Origin of the sequence: Coxiella endosymbiont of Amblyomma nuttalli, assembly GCF_018107685.1 — a bacterium.
Taxonomy (GTDB): Bacteria; Pseudomonadota; Gammaproteobacteria; order Coxiellales; family Coxiellaceae; genus Coxiella.
Genome location: NZ_CP064834.1, coordinates 935,138 through 954,193 on the forward strand (window position 1 = coordinate 935,138; position 19,056 = coordinate 954,193).

The window sequence follows — 19,056 nt, forward strand, 5'->3', positions numbered from 1 at the left end:
CTAATCGTCTCCGTTTTCTAATAAAGATAGCAGCCGAGGGAAATGTCTTAGGTTATCTCTAGTTTCCAATCTATCTAATAAAGCTAGGAGAAAGATACAATTTAATGTACGTAATGGTGTACGCGTGCCATTTCTGGTTCGGAACAGGAGGTGTGGATGTAAAGATAGAAAAAGTAAGCAAAAGGAAAAGGGAAGGCCATTATTCTGTTGCTTCTTAAGATTCAGCATGATCTATTTGCCTAATTGTGGATCGTAATTTTTTAAAAGATTCACGCTGATCGCCATAATTAGTTTTTTAACGTTAAGTTAATGTGATTAATATACAGACAAATTAAATTTAGACTAAATTTAGTCAACGCTTTATAGACATAAGCCTGAAAAGTCTAAAAATATTATTTGTTTATCTGAAAGAATATCGCCCTAGTACTCTAATTTGATTTGACTGAAACAAGAACTGAAGTACGTTTCATTACTGACTTCTAATCCAAAAACATAGAGCTCACAGATTCTTTTTGATTAATTCGAGAGATGGTTTCAGCGATAAGATGACTTAATGAAATCTGCTTGATTTTACCACAAGCCATTGCTTCGGTGTTAAGCGGGATGGTGTCCGTCACGACTAATTCGTCAATATCCGATTCCATGATGTTTGTAATTGAGTTACCAGATAAAACGGGATGAGTGCAATAAGAAGAAACTGTTAACGCGCCTTTGTTTTTCAGAGCCTTGGCTGCCTGACATAACGTACCAGCAGTATCGACAATATCATCTACAATTACGCAATGTCGTCCTTCTGAACGACCGATGACGTTCATAACTTCAGCTTGATTAGCGCTTGGGCGTCGTTTATCAATAATCGCTAAATCTGAATCATTAAGTCGTTTTGCTATAGCACGAGCACGAACCACGCCACCTACATCAGGCGACACAATCATGGGATGATCTAGCTTTTCAAACAATCCATATTGTTCTAGGGCAGTGATACTGGCATAAATATTGTCCACCGGCATGTAAAAAAAGCCTTGAATTTGATCTGCATGAAGATCAACAGTAATAAGACGCGAAAAACCCACTTTTTGCATCATGTCAGCAATCACTTTTGCACTAATGGGCACTCGAGAAGAGCGTACACGACGATCCTGACGGGCATAGCCAAAATAAGGCACAACCGCAGTGATACTTTTGGCTGATGCTCGACGAAAAGCATCTGCCATAAAGAGTAATTCCATTACATTTTCATTAACTGGATATCCTGTGGATTGAATGAGATAAATATCACGTCCACGCACATTTTCTTGTATCTCGATACGAATTTCGCCATCGCTAAAACGAGTAACCAAGGCATGTCCGATAGTAGTATTTAGTGCTTTGGCGACGTTAGTCCCTAAATCCGGATTAGCGCTACCGTGGAAAATACGAATATCGTTGAAACTCGACACACGAAATTTCCTTCTAAACTAAAAATTTCGGCTGGGGCGCCAGGATTCGAACCTGGGAAGTGCTGGGATCAAAACCCAGTGCCTTACCGCTTGGCGACGCCCCAATTCACTCATTAGTTGGACAAACAAGCATACTAGCAGTTTGCGGATCGTGTCAAACATAGATCAGAATACCATCTTATTCTTAAAATAAAATAAAGGCTCCAAAAAGAGGTTTAAAGAAAATCTGATTTAAATCTCTCTTAAGCTTACTTACTTAATAACATATATCTACACCACAAACCTCAAAATCGGATATACCACCCCCTTTTAGGGGCTTAGGATGGGCACTTCTTCACATATCTAAATTGAAATAAGATTAGAAACGAGAGGGATAGATATCCGAGTTGTACTCATACGAGTTATTCTGGAATACGTGGGTATGTAACATACCTTGAACGAGCTCTAATAAAGGACCACATAAAAGGACTATACCGGAAAATCCAGAGAAATATTGATACCATGTTGTCAAGCAGTAAGTAATAGCTATTGCCATTTATCTAGATTGCTAGATATCAACAAAAGCACTATCAATAACCTATCTATCATCAAAAATCTGATGTAATCCCTAGTAGTCTGATTGACAGCTTTGTGTTTGATAGGCAACATGGACTGAGAGAACAGACGTAATGTGGTATGTCTCTTAATTCATGAGGCAATAGTTATTAAATATAGGAACAAACGCAATAATAACGTAATAATTCTTTTTCATAATAAACTTTTTCCTCTGTTATACTTTCTATTAACTCCTAAAAATCCTGAATATCAGATAGTGACGCAGGTACCTGCTTTTTTGATGATTTTCATCATCCATTGTGGTTACCTTTTTTCCCAAGCATGAATATTTTCGATTAAGAAGATAATATCTGGGAAAGTAAGTTTACGTTTTCTCAACTATGTACTAAAATGTATCGCACAAAGACGACTAAGCATCAGCATCACTGATGCTAACAACGCACCTTGCGTGTCGTTGTACATGGGGAATGGTAACGTAATTATGTGGTCCCTGTAAATACGAGCTTTCGATAAATGTATATTTTATTACTTGCTGACATTCAACTGATTGCCTTTATATCATTACTACGCGCATGTTACTTGATAAATTACCAGCTCCAAACTCCTTTATAAAGATGCATAGCGAACGATTGCAACAATATATTGTGCAAGAAATTACTGATAATGGTCCTCTTACTTTTGCTCGCTACATGCAGCTCGCTCTTTATGCTCCTGGGCTGGGATACTATAGTGCTGGTGCTCAGAAATGCGGTAAAGCTGGCGATTTTATTACTGCTCCAGAAATTTCTCCGCTTTTTTCCAGAGCTGTTATGCAACAATGTCAACAGGTTCTAACGGATTTAGGTAGGGGAGACATTCTTGAATTAGGAGCTGGTTCAGGTGTAATGGCAGTAGACATTTTACGAGGATTGGAACGTCATCAATGCTTACCTGCACACTATTATATTTTAGAAGTCAGTGCCGATTTTCAAGAACGTCAGGCAACCCTTATCAAAAATGAAATTCCTCAATTACTAGATCGCGTTAACTGGTTATCTCGACTACCCAGTTATCCAATTCAAGGAGTGATTATCGGCAACGAAGTTGTTGATGCAATGCCTGTTCATAAATTTAAAATCGAAAATGGTATTAAAGAAATTTATGTTGATTATAAAGCCAACCGATTTATCTGGAAAACCGATGAACCATCATTATCACTAGTTAAGGCTATCAAAAGCCTAGGAATTAATTTTACAGAGGGCTATGAATCAGAAATTAATTTACTGATGAAAGGATGGATCACCTCATTAGCTGATATATTACACACGGGCCTCATTTTACTAATAGATTATGGCTTTCCGCGATTTGAATATTATCACCCGGATAGAAACCAGGGAACGGTCACCTGCCACTATCGACATTATAGTCATTTTGATCCACTTATTTTAGTGGGTATACAGGATATTACAGCACATGTAGATTTTACCGCTCTTGCTGAAGCGGCCTTACCGTCCTTAATGATTGCTGGTTTTACCCACCAAGCAGCATTTTTATTAAATTGCGGTATCACTTCCTTTATACCTACTTACGAAGACATTGTCCTGCACTATGAAATTACGCAACAGATTAAAAAACTAACGCTACCTAGTGAGATGGGTGAATTATTTAAAGCTATTGCGTTGACAAAAAATTATCAACAACCCTTGTTAGGGTTTACTCATTTAAATCAAACAAATCGTTTAGGATGTCTTATTTGGTAACTTTACACTTTTTATACCAGGAAACGCTCTAATTTAGCATCAAAATAAGCGTCATTATTCTATCTTTAAAAATCAATGATCGTACGTATTTTAAAAACCGAGATATTGTTTTACACTTTAGCTATATTAATAACTAATCCTAGTCCAACCTTGTTAAAAAATTTACCAAAAATTGAATTGTTATTTTATTTTATAGAATTGGTAACCATATTTTCGTGTTTATTTTGCATTGAAATGAAATATGACTTTTAAAAAGCATACTGCTTCTATTAACTGATTTCGATCATGTGTTTTTAGAACAAGATAATAATAAGACTTCAATTTACAAATATTTTCAAAGTGTCACATAAAATATACAGATTGGTTGGTAGCACTGGTCTTATAAAGAATTAGCATGAGATTAATGTATGAATTTTTTCAAGACGCAATTTTTCTAGCGCTTCTGCAAATGCCCTCCCTTTTAGGGCTTTTTTTTGTAGAGACTTAATATCCACCGATCTAATTGCCTCAATAATGTGCCTAATTCTTGTATTATGATAGGGTGTAACCGTCGAGTCAATTGAATGGCAAATAAAAAGAAATTTCTTAAAGCGTTGATTTCGACGTAAGGCATCTGTTTTTATGATGAAATGCAACAACTCACTTTCGTTCATTTTATTACTCTTGGCATAATATGATCGAAAGCGGGCGGTTAAAAGTGCTAGTTCCGTATATTCATTTGGAAAATGATATCTTTGAGTTAGTGATTGAATGGTCTCAGATGAGAGATTATGAAATAAGGTAGCAAAACGAATCACACTAGATGAAGTTTTATTCGTGATAAGGGCTAAAGCGGAAATTCCTTTTTTATTCAGGTAAACTTCAGGAAATAAAGCAGAAAGCGCATCACAATCATCTAATACTTCAAAAAAACGAGCTGGTTTTTTATTATCGAATGCACGCACCAACTCTCGCCACACCCGTTCCGGAAGTAAAGCATCTACCTCGCCGTTTTGCACCATTTTTTTCATTAGTGTTAGCGTATCGGGATGTATAGAAAATTCTGGAAACTTAGTTGCTAAACGGGCTACTCGCAAAATTCGGACAGGGTCCTCCTGAAAAGCAGCAGAAACGTGATGCATGATTTTATTTTTAAGATCTTGTTGTCCGCCATAAGGATCGATGAGTTTTCCTTCTGATGTTTCAGCTATCGCATTGATAGTCAGATCTCTTCGTTTAAGATCATCTTCCAATGCTACATTCGGTGTTGCATGAAAAGTAAATCCTTTATATCCTTTTGCGATTTTTCGTTCTGTACGCGCAAGTGCGTATTCTTCATGAGTTTCTGGATGTAAAAAAATGGGAAATTCTTTACCTACAGGTTTAAATCCTTTGGAAATCATCATGTTAGGAGTTGCTCCCACTACCACCCAATCTCTTTCATTCACAGGTAATCCCAATAATTTGTCTCGAACAGCACCACCTACCAAATAAACTTTCAAGTATATTACCCTTTACTATTGGAATTTAATTATCTTAACATGCACTCGTAGATTTGATAAGTATACCGTATTCAACCCACGATAAAGGTGTAGTGATTATAATCAGATTACATAAATACTTACCACAACATAGGCTGTCAAAAATTGTCGGCTGGCTGGCTGATCGTCAATGGGGATTGTTGACTCGATGGACAATCAAATTTTTTGTTTGCTATTATCGTGTGAATATGAAAGAGGCTGAACATCCTAATATCCGCTATTATCGTTCTTTCAATACTTTTTTTACTCGCTATTTAAGAACGAACTTACGTCCTCTCGCGACAGCCTCTAATGCAATTACTGCCCCTGCCGACGGAATAATTGGAGAAGTAGGGAAATTAACTGGAACTCAAATGATTCAGGCAAAAAATCATTTTTATACAGTTTTAGATTTGTTAGGGGGAGATGAAAATCAGGCATTATTATTTCAAGATGGCCATTTTTTCACAACTTACTTAGCTCCGAGAAATTATCACCATATTCATATGCCCATTGATGGTCAATTACAGACAATGATTCACATACCTGGTCGTTTATTTTCCGTCGACCCTATTTCTGTTCAAACCGTTCCACAGTTATTTGCTCGCAATGAGCGGGTTGTCTGTTTGTTTGAAACAAAAACAGGCCTCATGGCGATAGTGATGGTGGGCGCTATGCTAGTAGGTAGCATCAGTACAGTTTGGCATGGTACTGTGACTTCCTTTAACCAAAAGGCTATTTCTATTTGGAAATATACTGAAGCAAACATCACGTTAATTCGTGGCGAAGAGCTAGGTCATTTTAAAATGGGTTCAACGGTAATTTTGTTATTTCCCAATCACTCAATTACTTGGGAAAAGCGACAAAAAGCTGGTGATACTCTTTGTTATGGGGAAAAGATTGGAACATTGAATATTGTTATGACACAATAAGAACAGGAACGTCACGAAATCAGAACAACCATCACCGATCGCATCAACTATTCATGAGAGCAGTTAGTCCCTCAGTCCGTGATCATCGTAAGCGATAATGAAACAACGTATGGTTAGTCTATAATACTCTCTGAGATATGGTTCTTCCCCTTCTTCTCTCTCTCTTAATCTTCCACTCCAATCAAGGCTAAAGGATTGCATCTGAGGGATGACAAGTTTAGTTTCTTCTCAAAATAAGAACAAAGAGGAAACCTATCATTTGTCAATGTATCTAAAATTCTGGATTAAATCATACTGCCTATACTACCACTATTTCTTATGATTTCCGATGAGAAACTTCTCACAGACGTTTCATTTTATCTTTCATAAAATTTCAGTCACTGATTGCGAATATTGATACGTAATTCAAATCCATGATAGCATTCGATTTTTAACTGAAACATGAAATAAATTCCTAGTGTTCTATAATTTCGAGATCAATTTCGTGATACCAAAATAAACTTTTTTAAAATGGAATAAGCGAAAATATACAACTAGCATGATACAATAAGTTCCTTTTCTAGGATTTCTGATGAAATGGGTGATTGGCAACTTTTACTGAAAACGGCAATTTCTGATCCGATCAAATTGTGGCGTGAACTTGAACTCGATCCTATAGCGATGTCTCGGATTTCTGGTGACAACGCTTTTCCTCTACGAGTACCACAAGGGTTTATAGCCCGTATGGAGAAAAAAAATCCTCGTGATCCACTATTATTGCAGGTACTACCAACCTTACAAGAATTAATCACTTGCCGAGGTTACTGCCACGATCCGCTCAATGAAAAACGGGTAAATCGGATTGCTGGACTTTTGCATAAATACTACGGACGAGTGCTAATAACGTTAAGTGGCGCATGCGCCGTCCATTGCCGCTATTGCTTTCGTCAATACTTTCCTTATAACAAAAATACCCCTGGGAAAGAAGGATGGAAACGTATTTTTAATTACTTGAAATCAGACACAAGTATTACAGAAATTATTTTGAGCGGAGGAGATCCTTTAATGGTAAAGGATACTGTATTAACAGAATTTGTTGCACAGATTGAAATGATTACTCATATTAAACGATTACGCATTCATACCCGTCTTCCAGTGGTAATCCCTGAACGAATCACTTCTGCATTTATTGATCTATTGCGTAAATCACGTTTTCTATCAACTGTGGTTATTCATTGCAATCATCCAAATGAAATTGATCAATCAGTTATAAACGCATTTGATCCCTTGTGCCAATCAAAGATAACATTATTAAATCAATCAGTTTTGTTAAAAAGTATTAATGATAATGCTGAAACACTCGCTCACTTAAGTGAGCGCTTATTTGAGGCTGGAATTTTACCATACTATTTACATTTTCTAGATCGAGTAAAAGGTGCCTGGCATTTTGAGGTAAGCGAACTTGAAGCAAAAAATTTATTAGCCAATTTAATGAAACGGCTACCGGGTTACTTAGTGCCCAAATTAGTGCGAGAAATTCCAAACACCTTGGCTAAAACTGCTTTTACGTTGTAATCTTCTCAATTTAACTAACCATTTTTTATTTACTTTCATTGTATTAATCAATCAGATCACTAGGCCTGCTTCGTATCGTATCGACGGAAAACCAAAAGATTATGGCGTTTTCTTATATAATAGTTTTGTGTCCCCTTCGTTCATATCCCTAATAGTTAATCGTGGTTGATAATATGCTATCCAAGGAGAGTACCCTGTCTTTCTAGATATACCTTAATAAAAGCGCTATTTTCACTTAAAATCACTATTGCTACATAATATTTTCTGATTCATAATGAGCTCTAATCTTGACGTTACCTGGCTCATCCGCTTTTACATCGATATTGAACTATCAACAATGTGAGAAGGTTTTTGATCTAAATTTTTTGGATATCCAAATAGTCAAGATGCGCTTTGTCAGTAAATTCAGCTAATAGCCGTTGCTTATTGAGTATTGTCTCCTCTAACCCGTATGCACACTCAACTAAGAACCTGGCACCTACTTATATTAAACGAGAAATGTATCATTATTGGTAATTTTTATCCCCAAAAAATGCTCAAAGCAATGTCCAGCTTTCACACAAGTGAAAGCAATTATGTTCATGTGAATACCCAACAGATTTTTGATTTCTCACAGGTAATCACATTATCTGCTAAGAGATGGGAGTACTCGTTTTTACTCAACAATTAAAAGACGACTGTAACACCTGCACTCTCGCCCGCACTGCACATACAAAAGGGATCTGTAGTGTTTAGTCGATGATATGAAACAATTTTACAATTTTATAGAATTATTTGATTGACCTAGATTAACAAGTGAAAGATAATCAAAATGCATTTATTTTATGTACACGATATGCGCCGTACAAGTGTGCCATCCAGAGATATGAATAACAGCCTCCGATATCATTCAGTGATCGATAAGACCATTTTGCAATGGCATGCTTTGCTAGAGATACTCTTTAATAAACCAATAACCAAACGGGAAAATCCAGCAAAAAGGCTGGATAAGCAAATTCCTCTAACACATCTCGAGAAAAAGAAAAGCGTGGGCTTTATGCGCGTTAATCATAGTGGAGAAGTTTGTGCTCAAGCGCTTTATCGAGGACACATGGTTCTATCTAAAAATCCAACTATCCGAGCAATGTTGGCACAGGCAGTAGAAGAAGAAATCGATCATTTGGCCTGGTGCCAGGAACGTGTAAATGAATTAGGTGGACATGTCAGTTATCTAAATGTTTTTTGGTACATAAATGCTTTCTTCATCGGCTTTCTAACAGGATTCGCCGGAGATCATTTAAGTTTAGGTTTTGTAGAAGAAACAGAAAGACAAGTAGAAATACATTTAGCCAACCATTTACGTAAACTTCCACTAACTGACATAAAGAGCCGAAAAATCCTAAAGCAAATACAAAAAGATGAGATAAAACACGGGGAAAAAGCGAAATCTGCTGGTGCAAAATCATTACCTCATCCAGTAAAAAAATTAATGGCTTTCCATGCAAAAGTGATGTCCACACTTGCTTATTGGATCTAAAAAGTTCTTTAAAAGTTGGTATCCTCTTTCTGTTAGCACAGACTCTGGATGAAATTGCACGCCTTCCAACAAATAATCTTTATGACGAATACCCATGATTTCGTTTTCTGGTTCTGTCCATGCAGTAATTTCAAATACGGCAGGAAGTGATTGTAAATCAATTAGTAAAGAATGATAGCGCGTGGCTTTAAATGGATTCTTTAGATAACGGAACATGCCTTTTCCATTGTGATAAATTGGTGATGTTTTTCCATGCATCACTCTTTGTGCAAGAACAATTTCAGCGCCAAATGCTTTGGCAATTGCTTGATGACCTAAACACACCCCTAGTAAGGGAATCTTTCCAGAAAATGTTTTAATGACTTCCATCGTCACTCCAGCTTCTTCTGGACGTCCTGGACCTGGAGAGATAACAATGTTTTTTGGATTTAATATCTGGATATCTGTAATCGAAATTTTATCATTAAAATAAACAGTCACAGAAGAGCCTAATTCTTCGAAATACTGCACCAGATTATAGGTGAAAGAATCATAATTGTCGATTATTAATAGCATATCAGCATCCACACCTGTACCTGCCACGCGACTAACTGAGTCAGAACATACACGCTCTTTTGCTCCTCCTGTAAATCCTTATACTACAAGGTTCTGCTTACTTTTGATGTCATATCCTTAATTTATTTATACTTAGACGAGAGCATGTGCTACTGAGAGACGGTCTTAATTATCAAAATGTAATTGTTGACGGAGAGTTTTAACTTCTTCTTTATAATTCGATGCGTAAAACAATCCTGAACCGACTACAAAAAAGTTCGCACCTGCACAAGAAACTTCCATGATGTTATCAGCTTTAATTCCCCCGTCAATTCCGAGCATTGCTTTACTATGGACTTCATCTAACAACTTCCTCGTGAATGAAATTCTTTCCAAACTATTCGGCATAAAGACTTGCCCTGAAAACCCGGGATTAACGGACATTAATAAAACTAAATTTACTTGTTTCAAAATAAGTGGCGGCAATAACGATACAGATTTATCTGGATTAAACGCTAATCCACTTCGCATACCAGCTTGATGGATTAACTCTATCGTCCCTTCTACATTTTTTACTATTTCAGGATGAAAAGTAATTAAACTTGCTCCAGCCTCAGCAAAAGGTTTTATATAAACATCAGGATTGTCCACCATTAAATGCACATCAATGGGTACCGTAATTTTTGTATGACGAAGCGCCTTGCAAACGACTGCACCAAAACTTAAATTAGGAACGAAATGATGGTCCATAACATCGAAATGAATATAATCAACACCAGCATCAATTATTTGTTTTGCTTCTTCCCCTAATCGAGAAAAATCAGCGGACAAAATTGAGGCAGAAATAAATTTTTGTGTAGCTACCATTTTCCTTCCTTCGTCATGCCCAACGGAATACGATGAAGATTCTTACGCCACTTCTCGAGCCTTGTTTCAGATTTATTATGCGTATTCTTTTAAGTTGCTGTGTTTTCTTTGAGTGTTTATTTTGATCATTGCAAATGATAAACCTTTTTTCCATCAATCTATCAGGATGATGCTAATTCAGCAAGCGATGATTTTTCATCTCTAACGTACACTCCCCGACTTCCTAGAAACACTCAAAATGATATGATATAGTGGCAATTACAATGATCTAAAATCCCATAGATTGAGATATCTTAACCATGATAGTGTTCATACTACATCTACTGCAATAAAAGAAAATATTGTGCTTAAACTTATCGTGTATTTGTTTAGTCGACATATGATCGACGGCCTTTACCGTATTTATGACAGTCAGAGTATTAATAGAAATGTGAATGTCACATGTACTTTACTTGGCATGAATTTTATTCCTATAGCCCATTACATTTGCAATACCCCTTATCCCGCCAATATATAGCAGCATGAATTTTACTATTACCTAAATTTTACTATTACCTAGAGCCCTAGCGATATCTTTTTTGAAAGACAAATCCTTGATTTTCTCTCAAATGCACCTCTAAGGCAATACTTCCCATTGGTTTGACCTTACTGCATACCGAAAACATTGGTAACTTCGAATAAAAATTTATTAATAGAGTTTACCTATAAATTATTAAAGACATGATAATTAAACCTTTGATTTAATGGACAACTAATCTGTTTTTTGTTTAACCATTGATGATCCTAATGTACTCGTGATTTATGAAACGATAAAAGGAAAAATCGACTAGTCATGGCGCAACTGTGCATTCGTGTATCAGGGGCGGCGAATTATTCTAATCAATGTTGTTACGCTAATCCCTTGTGCGCTTGTGCGTATTATTCATATCATTTCTATAACCAGTGATTTTCTCGGAAACTTGGTAGTAGGTAAATAAGGTGAAAAACAAGAACTCACTGACTGTGATTATGGATTTACAAACAAGTTGATTAAATACTATGTAAAAAGAATTATAGTTTATTAGAATACCATTATTGTCCTGCAGCCATAAAAATTAGTTTACCAACAAACAAGATATAAGCTATTTAATACACAAAATATGAGCTATTTAATATACAAAAGATTTATAGCTTATTATTGTCATGCACAAACCTCAGAAAAAAGTGATATACTTTAATCAATGAATATACCGGTTGATGTCGGCTGCTCAGATTCAGTTCACCGACTGTATGCCGAAAAGACAGTTCGAAAATTGAAATTAAAATTAGCGACTAAGAATATGCACGATTATCCTTTCTTATTAGCTATTACCCGATCTCATCTCGCACTACAATCAACTGTTACTCAAGCCCATGGTTCTATTTATATAGATTTTCTCAAAGGTGCTGTAGCACACCGAAGATTATTCGGCGGCGGCCGAAGTCAACTCCTTGCACGGGCTATTAAATTGAAATCCAATGCCTATCCGACCGTTTTAGATTTAACAGCTGGTTTAGGACGAGATGCCTTCGTATTAGCGAATTTAGGCTGTGATGTTACTATGCTCGAACGTCATCCCATTATCGCTGCTTTATTAAGAGATGGATTGGAACGTGCACAAAAGGCAAAATGGTTTCAGTTCCTAAAATTCAAATTAATCGAAACAGATGCTCAATGTTACTTATCCACCCTAAAACGATCTTATGACATTATTTATGTAGATCCGATGTATCCTGTAAGAAAGAAATCAGCTTTGGTTAAAAAAGAAATGCGCCTATTGCGAAATATTGTTGGTGCCAACGATGATGCTACAAAATTGTTAAGTCTCGCACTACAAAAGGCCAAACACCGTGTTGTTGTTAAACGTCCCCGATTAGCACCACCACTTGACGGTGTAATACCCAACACGACATATGCAGGTAAAAGCAGTCGATTTGATGTTTACTTTTGTAAATGAGATTGATTGTCAGATTGCTTTTTACTATACCTTTTTACTATACCTTGCTTAACATCTCCTCTTTGGTTAAGCGTTAAAAGAAGAACCACATCCGCAGGTGATTTTTGCATTCGGATTGCGAATAACGAATTGAGCACCACTCACATCTTCTCGATAATCAATTTCTGCGCCGTGAAGATACTGCAGACTTAAAGGATCAACCAACAAGCGGACCAAGCTTATGTGCCCCTGCCTTTCGTTATTTGCACCTTTCTGCTTTTCATCTATTTGCTTCTCAATAATAAGATCGTCGATATTAATGGTTTCCTCAAACGTAAATCCATATTTAAAACCAGAACAACCCCCCCCTGTAATAAATACACGCAAGTTCAGTTTGGGATTATCTTCTTCATCAATAAGCTCCTTAACTTTTCGAGCTGCTGCTTCCGTAAACACTAGAGCTGGTTGAAGAGGAGGTATTTTTTGGACTAACTCAGTCATATGGGGATTATCTAACTATTGAGTATCCACGTCAATTGCAATCACTGCTCAGTAACTGATTATTCTCAGTAATGAGTATTTGCCTATGTAACTCTCCAGCCTTCTTGCTAAAACAAAGAAAAGAGGCTTAGTATGACGGGTACAATCCGTGTGAACTGCGAAGTAGCACGGAACTTCACTTATTCGTTTTTAGGTATCAAAACATGAATGAATAATTCATGTTATACCGCAAAAGATCCATTATGAAGAATGCTTATCACGTGCAATTCTAATCACGCATTCCATTTGGCATGGTGGTTCACTAGGTGTTGATGAAATTAATTTGCTAAATTAATAAAGTATAACTATAAAGTATGAACTATTGGTGTTTGGTGTTGAACACTAATATTTCCCCTTGTATGCGGTCTATCTCCTTTACAGATAAAAACTATTGTTGCTCGTTTGATTTCAAAATGATAACACTACCTTGTACATCATATTTCGCTATATTTATAGCTTTATCATATCTTGAAATTCTATTATTAATCTGATGTCAGTCTGACCGATTAGTATCTAATTAAAAATATCATTTAGAATACAAAAACAGCAATCATTGATCTATTAAATGCAATAAAGATTACTAAACTAAACTCGGTCAAACGCTGCATCAAATACTTCGCGTCATCGAGAATTTTTACTTTTGACAGAACTATTAATCGCTTATTGCATTACTATAAGTCCATTTAGATGCGTATCACACGGTCTATGAAAGATTTTGCTGTTTCCAAAAGAAACACAACTGCTTTTAACTGTTGCTAATCAGCTCGAAAACCGACTGATTTAAACCATTGTCATTTCACAATTGATTTAAACATAATTTTTTGCACGCCATCATTTAGCTCTGGAATACACTTAACCTACTGACGTGACTGACATTTTATTTTCACATACTACTATTACGCCATCAAACTATTATTTCTCGCTTATACCGCATTAAAAGGACTACATTACTTTTAACATCCCAATTATACAAATTCGCAAGTGCACCCAATATTCTTACTCTAAATTAGATGAGTATAAGTTTTTCAGTTTTCAGATTGAGACACAACCCATTCAACTTATCACAATATCGAAAGATTATTTCTACTAATCTAATAATGATAATGGTTAGTTTATATCTATGTTTGACCACGATTAAGTTTATCTAATAATAAATCTTTTCGTTTCCATATCAAATTTAACCATTGTTGTAAATAACGGCGAAATTTTCTATCTTCATAATAATTACCAATGAGATCAGCAGTGATGGGAAGCAATTCATAATATATGGTTATGTTAGCACCATTACTACTAAAGTATTTCCAAAATGACATGGGTGTTGAATAATGAATAGTGACATTTAAAATCCCTCTTAATTCATTTTGTAATTCATTAATAACCACAGCTATGTTGCCAGCTTTAGGTTTTAATAAATATAGAAAAGGTGATTGTTGTCGTTTATGTTTCTCAGTAGTGAAGCGAGTTCCCTCCACAAAATTCATAATAGTTGTTGGAAATTCTTTAAATTGTTTGCAGATTATTTTTGTGGTTTCAATATCTTTTCCTGTTAATGTAGAGCGTTTACGAATATCTTTTTGATAACGGCGATGTAAGAAAGGATAACCTAATATCCAGCAACTAAGCCCAAGTATAGGCAATTCCCACAATAATTCTTTTTTCATAAAAAATTTAATTAAAGGTGTTTTTTGGTTAAATACGTAACCTAATACTAATACATCGAGCCAAGTTTGGTGATTACTGATTAATAAATACCAATAACGAGGATTAAGATTTCCTTCTCCTTCAATTTTCCATTGATGTCGGCGAAAATATAATATACTATTAGAAACGTTAGTCCACATAATCGCTATATACAGAGCTATTTTCATTAGTGTTCGATACCCTGATTTAGCAGGAATTAATCGCGCAAGACCACCAAAGATAATAACGGCTAACGCTAACAGGATCGATGGAATCATGTAGAGCGAGATAATAACAGTCGCGAATAATGTATTAAAGAAGAAACGCATTTATAACTCCTTATTCCTTATACTTTAGGTTATTCTGAAAACTCATTTCTTTTTCGATGCATCTTTTAAATTGCTTGTTGTTATAAACCACTAATCTTTTGATTTGATTTTGAATGTAATCACACATTCTGTTGATCATTTAATTGACAATTTGCATAGGTGCTTAAAATTTTACTCCACTTCCTCTCTGTTGATTGATAAGCAGAAAGATTGTATTCTAAAATGTCGGGAGGTGTCACTCTCTTATTTAGAGATATAAGTGTTTAGAGATACAAATGGAGATTACAAATTACACTATACCAAAATTGATATTTTCCGTTGCACTATGAGCTAGCTCATCACGCTTTAGCGGCCGGAGAAATTGCATAGCGGTTTTTCTCAGTAGTTTTCTGCACAAACTATTTAAAGTAGGTAGCATTGCACAGGGTCATTTATGTCAACTTTATTTGAGTTTTAAAGACCATAAAATAAGAGAAGCTAAATTTCAAACATATGGTTCACCCATGATAATGGCAGCGTGTGAGTATATTTGTCGTTGGGGAGAAGGTAAAATGCTTGAAGAGGCAAAGCAATTGAATGCTGATCAAATAAAGAATGTTTTGAATTTGTCCTCCTTTGAATTTCATGTAGCTATTTTAATTGAACAATTGTGGAGAAAAACGATTTTTAAAGAAACATAATGTTTTCGTGTAAAGAATCAAACTTACTGATTATACTGATTTTATTCAAATTATAGTGTAGCTAGATTTAGAATGTTGGTTGGTGAAAGTATGCTCGTTAGTTAACTTTCTTTTTTCTGTAATTTTTTTATATACAACATATGATGTCGAATAGAGGATCGCCTTATAGCCTTATAGAAAGACAAATCAAAAGTGCGTTACTAAGCAAAATAACTATGATGGACGTATTCAGCGATTATCATCTTCTCGTAAACTTTCATTATTCCCTGCTTTTACTATGAAAGTGAAGAATGCGGTATTTTCAAGTCTAATAAAAGTAGTACAATACCCTACTATTTATTGATGATGAGAGGCTACGGATAAGATCTCAGAGGAATCTTAGGGTTCGTTATCATAGCGCGCAACGAGAAGAGAATTCGGTTCTTTGTAGAGTATAGAGCAATAAGCGTGGATATTCTTAGCTGTTGTATTGCGGTACTGATAAGAATTACAAAATTTTCCCTATCGGGTGAGATTAAGCATTGCTCCACTATTTTTGAAAAGTTGTTTACATAATTTCACTGAACAAATTTGAAATAGCAAATATGTTAGAACCGGTGATGATTGTGTTAATAATGAATGTGAAAAACGAATTAACCTTATACTAATACGATTTTTCTTATCTGGATAACTATTTGATCTCGCATATATACATAAAAGTACTCATTTTTTGATGGCTCTACTGTTTAGTATCATTTTTAGCATCATTCGTACTGTTTTTACGATTCTTGTCACAGCTATTTGGCAACGGATAATTTGTATTACTTTATGATAAGAATATTACTGGCTCTTTTATTTATTAAACAATGTACATCTGGTTTCTTGATAGATCGAAATGAAAAAAGTAGCGTTGACCATTGGTTTATTATCATCTTAGTGATAACTAGAGAATTATGATTCAGATGCTGTTTACGTTCTGAAATAGATATTCCTGGATAGTAGAGATGTGACTTCTTATGGGTTGATGCTATTATTCTTATTATTCTTTGTAAAAGATTTTCCACTGGACCGGACTACTTTTTCTCACGAGGAACAGAATTATGTTTTATGAATTGAGATTATAGTATTGACACGAACGATAAAAACAGTTGGAGTTTCTTTGTCAGACATACTTTTTCACGAATTTATTTTTTCCTTAATAGATGCTATTATCGGTGTACTAATTGTGGAATGGCTTTCAAATAGATTAAGCAAATACGAAATGCGTATGATTATAGATTCGATTATCGCCCTAATTTTGTTCATTGTTGATTAATTATCTCATTTATCTTTTTCCATATTGTTTGCTATCTTTCCGGAATTTAGGTTGTTATTATGTTACTATCCATCGTGTTCAAATAGGTACGGTGAAATTGGTAGCTTCTATACTAATTATAGTGAGAGCGATTTACTCAAATTTTTTATTTGTTTTTATTTGATTGTCTAAATAGAGTTTTGCTGGTCATAAAATGTTATTAATCAAGTGTCAGCTCTCTATTTAAATTGTGGACTAGTATTTGATGATTGTGTTGTTAGTTTTTTATTGAAGTTGATGATCGCTTATTCAGCTAAAGAAATGTTCTGTATGTCTCACAAAAAAAGACAAGGATCGAAATGCAAGGATCGAAATGAAAGAATCAATGACCAGTCTCGAAAATTCTTTGCATTTACAACCCCATGAGAGATTAGATTCATGGTGCGCATGGTTGGTTTGTTTATCAGCATCTCTTTTTTTCTTTTATGAATTTATACAGATGAATATGTTTGATTCGATTAGCACACAATTGATGCAAACTTTTCATATCAAAGCAACAGAATTGGGACAATTATCTTGTTTTTATTTCGTTTCTAACGTTATTTTTCTATTTCCTGCAGGAATATTACTCGATTGCTATTCAACGCGAAAAATTATTTTATTTTCGTTAGGTATTTGCATTCTAGGTATATTTTTATTTGCTTTAACGAAATCTGTGTTTTGGGCTTCTATGTTCCGGTTTTTAATCGGTGTTGGTGGTGCGTTTTGCTTTCTAAGTGTAATACGATTAGCAACTCGTTGGTTTTCATCTACTCAATTGGCATTGGTAACGGGTATTATCATAACTATGGCTATGCTGGGTGGGATGATTGCACAAACGCCATTAGCTTTATTAGTGAAAGCGATGAATTGGCGAAAAGCGCTATTAATTGATGCTGTCCTCGGTATTTTAATTTTTGCTATCATCGCCAGTATTGTGAAAGATTTTCCGTTGAGTTATTGCGAACGTTACCAACTAGAACGACAAGAGATGGATGAAATCGGATACTGGAAGAGTATGAAATTAGCTTTTTTAAAGTTACAAAATTGGTTAGGAGGCATATATACGTGCTTAATGAATTTAGCCCTGAGTTTATTAGGGGGTATTTGGGGTATTTTATACTTGATAGATGCACACAAAATTGCGAGACTTGATGCAACTTATGTAATTAGCATGTTATTTTTAGGGACGATGATTGGTAGCCCAGCGGTTGGTTTTTTTTCAGATAAAATCAGTTTACGTCGTTTACCGATGCTAATAGGTGCTATCTTATCGCTAATGTTGGTTTTGGTAATAATATATGAGCCGCATTTATCCTTTGCTACTTTGTTATTTTTATTCTTTTCTATTGGACTAACGACAAGCACTCAGGCGATTAGTTACCCAATGGTGGCGGAAAGCAGTATGCCTGTAATTACAGCAACGTCTGTCAGCATAGTTAATATTACCACGATAGGAGGGCAAGCTATTTTCCAACCTCTTTTTGGAAGACTGATGGATTTACAAATACTTTACTGTCATCATCTTCCCATAAATTATGGAGTCTCTGATTTTCAACGGGCGATGTTGATTTTACCTATTGGGTTTTTGGTTGCATTTATTGCTGCATTTTGCTTACGAGAAACCCATTGTCGATTCCATGATTGACAGAAAAAATTATGTCATATCTAAAAAAATTCAGTATAAAAATGTTTATTTTACAATGTGTTTATTGACTGTCGATATTACTATCAATAATTATTAATTATTGTAAAATCCCTTAGTGGTTTATTTAGAATGAGTAACGACACTATATTCCGTTTTGGATTTGATCGGTTTTGTCGTCAAGTTAACTAATCTCCCCTTTTTATACGAAGGGGAGATGCTGTAATGTTAATTATAAAAATAAGATGAGATTCAATTTTACTTGTATTTATCTAACTAC

The 19,056-nt window shown here is 35.2% G+C and carries 13 protein-coding genes and 1 tRNA gene; 7 read left to right on the top strand and 7 right to left on the bottom strand.

Going from position 1 to position 19,056, the window contains the following annotated elements; translation table 11 throughout:
• Window positions 1-479 precede the first annotated feature (479 nt).
• Both CEAn_RS03370 and CEAn_RS03375 read right to left on the bottom strand, forming a co-directional pair.
• Window positions 480-1,439, bottom strand: a complete 960-nt coding sequence (locus CEAn_RS03370; protein ID WP_211923786.1) for a ribose-phosphate pyrophosphokinase — start codon at window positions 1,437-1,439, stop codon at window positions 480-482.
• 31 nt (window positions 1,440-1,470) lie between these two features.
• A tRNA-Gln gene (locus CEAn_RS03375) sits at window positions 1,471-1,543 on the bottom strand.
• Window positions 1,544-2,566: 1,023 nt separating this feature from the next.
• Here CEAn_RS03375 and CEAn_RS03380 point away from each other — a divergent pair.
• Complete coding sequence (locus CEAn_RS03380; protein WP_244670065.1) at window positions 2,567-3,733, top strand: class I SAM-dependent methyltransferase; 1,167 nt, start codon at window positions 2,567-2,569, stop codon at window positions 3,731-3,733.
• Between the two features lie 389 nt (window positions 3,734-4,122).
• On the opposite strand, the gene CEAn_RS03385 is transcribed toward CEAn_RS03380, so the two are convergent.
• Window positions 4,123-5,214: a tRNA nucleotidyltransferase/poly(A) polymerase-related protein gene (locus CEAn_RS03385; protein WP_244670066.1), complete on the bottom strand. Its 1,092-nt coding sequence runs from the start codon at window positions 5,212-5,214 to the stop codon at window positions 4,123-4,125.
• Between the two features lie 98 nt (window positions 5,215-5,312).
• On the opposite strand from CEAn_RS03385, the gene asd reads away from it, so the two are divergent.
• The 3 genes from asd to coq7 all read left to right on the top strand — a co-directional run bounded on the left by asd (window position 5,313) and on the right by coq7 (window position 9,234).
• On the top strand, window positions 5,313-6,164 hold the full coding sequence (gene asd / locus CEAn_RS03390) for an archaetidylserine decarboxylase (RefSeq protein ID WP_211924192.1): 852 nt from the start codon (window positions 5,313-5,315) through the stop codon (window positions 6,162-6,164).
• Between the two features lie 546 nt (window positions 6,165-6,710).
• Entirely contained in the window at window positions 6,711-7,718 is a 1,008-nt protein-coding gene (gene epmB / locus CEAn_RS03395; RefSeq protein WP_256435127.1) for an EF-P beta-lysylation protein EpmB, read from the top strand.
• Window positions 7,719-8,583: 865 nt separating this feature from the next.
• Window positions 8,584-9,234: a 2-polyprenyl-3-methyl-6-methoxy-1,4-benzoquinone monooxygenase gene (coq7, locus tag CEAn_RS03400; RefSeq protein WP_211923788.1), complete on the top strand. Its 651-nt coding sequence runs from the start codon at window positions 8,584-8,586 to the stop codon at window positions 9,232-9,234.
• Here the strand turns inward: coq7 and CEAn_RS03405 are convergent.
• Both CEAn_RS03405 and rpe read right to left on the bottom strand, forming a co-directional pair.
• Window positions 9,184-9,789 (bottom strand): anthranilate synthase component II, encoded by a 606-nt coding sequence (locus CEAn_RS03405; RefSeq protein ID WP_211924193.1) that lies wholly within the window; start codon window positions 9,787-9,789, stop codon window positions 9,184-9,186. The genes coq7 and CEAn_RS03405 overlap by 51 nt on opposite strands.
• A gap of 165 nt (window positions 9,790-9,954) precedes the next feature.
• Window positions 9,955-10,635 (bottom strand): ribulose-phosphate 3-epimerase, encoded by a 681-nt coding sequence (rpe, locus tag CEAn_RS03410; protein WP_211923789.1) that lies wholly within the window; start codon window positions 10,633-10,635, stop codon window positions 9,955-9,957.
• 1,220 nt (window positions 10,636-11,855) lie between these two features.
• On the opposite strand from rpe, the gene CEAn_RS03415 reads away from it, so the two are divergent.
• On the top strand, window positions 11,856-12,611 hold the full coding sequence (locus tag CEAn_RS03415; protein ID WP_211923790.1) for a class I SAM-dependent methyltransferase: 756 nt from the start codon (window positions 11,856-11,858) through the stop codon (window positions 12,609-12,611).
• A gap of 66 nt (window positions 12,612-12,677) precedes the next feature.
• Here the strand turns inward: CEAn_RS03415 and erpA are convergent, their stop codons facing one another.
• A complete protein-coding gene (gene erpA, locus CEAn_RS03420; RefSeq protein ID WP_211923791.1) occupies window positions 12,678-13,091 on the bottom strand; it encodes an iron-sulfur cluster insertion protein ErpA in 414 nt (137 codons plus the stop codon).
• A 1,157-nt stretch (window positions 13,092-14,248) separates the two neighbouring features.
• The gene (yihG, locus tag CEAn_RS03425; RefSeq protein ID WP_211923792.1) at window positions 14,249-15,139 is read right to left on the bottom strand and encodes a 1-acylglycerol-3-phosphate O-acyltransferase, YihG family; all 891 of its coding nucleotides are present in this window, start codon (window positions 15,137-15,139) and stop codon (window positions 14,249-14,251) included.
• Between the two features lie 446 nt (window positions 15,140-15,585).
• Between yihG and CEAn_RS03430 the strand changes: the two genes are divergently transcribed.
• Both CEAn_RS03430 and CEAn_RS03435 read left to right on the top strand, forming a co-directional pair.
• Entirely contained in the window at window positions 15,586-15,819 is a 234-nt protein-coding gene (locus CEAn_RS03430; RefSeq protein WP_244670069.1) for an iron-sulfur cluster assembly scaffold protein, read from the top strand.
• A 1,658-nt stretch (window positions 15,820-17,477) separates the two neighbouring features.
• Window positions 17,478-18,779, top strand: a complete 1,302-nt coding sequence (locus CEAn_RS03435; RefSeq protein WP_256435128.1) for an MFS transporter — start codon at window positions 17,478-17,480, stop codon at window positions 18,777-18,779.
• The last annotated feature ends 277 nt before the right edge of the window (window positions 18,780-19,056 follow it).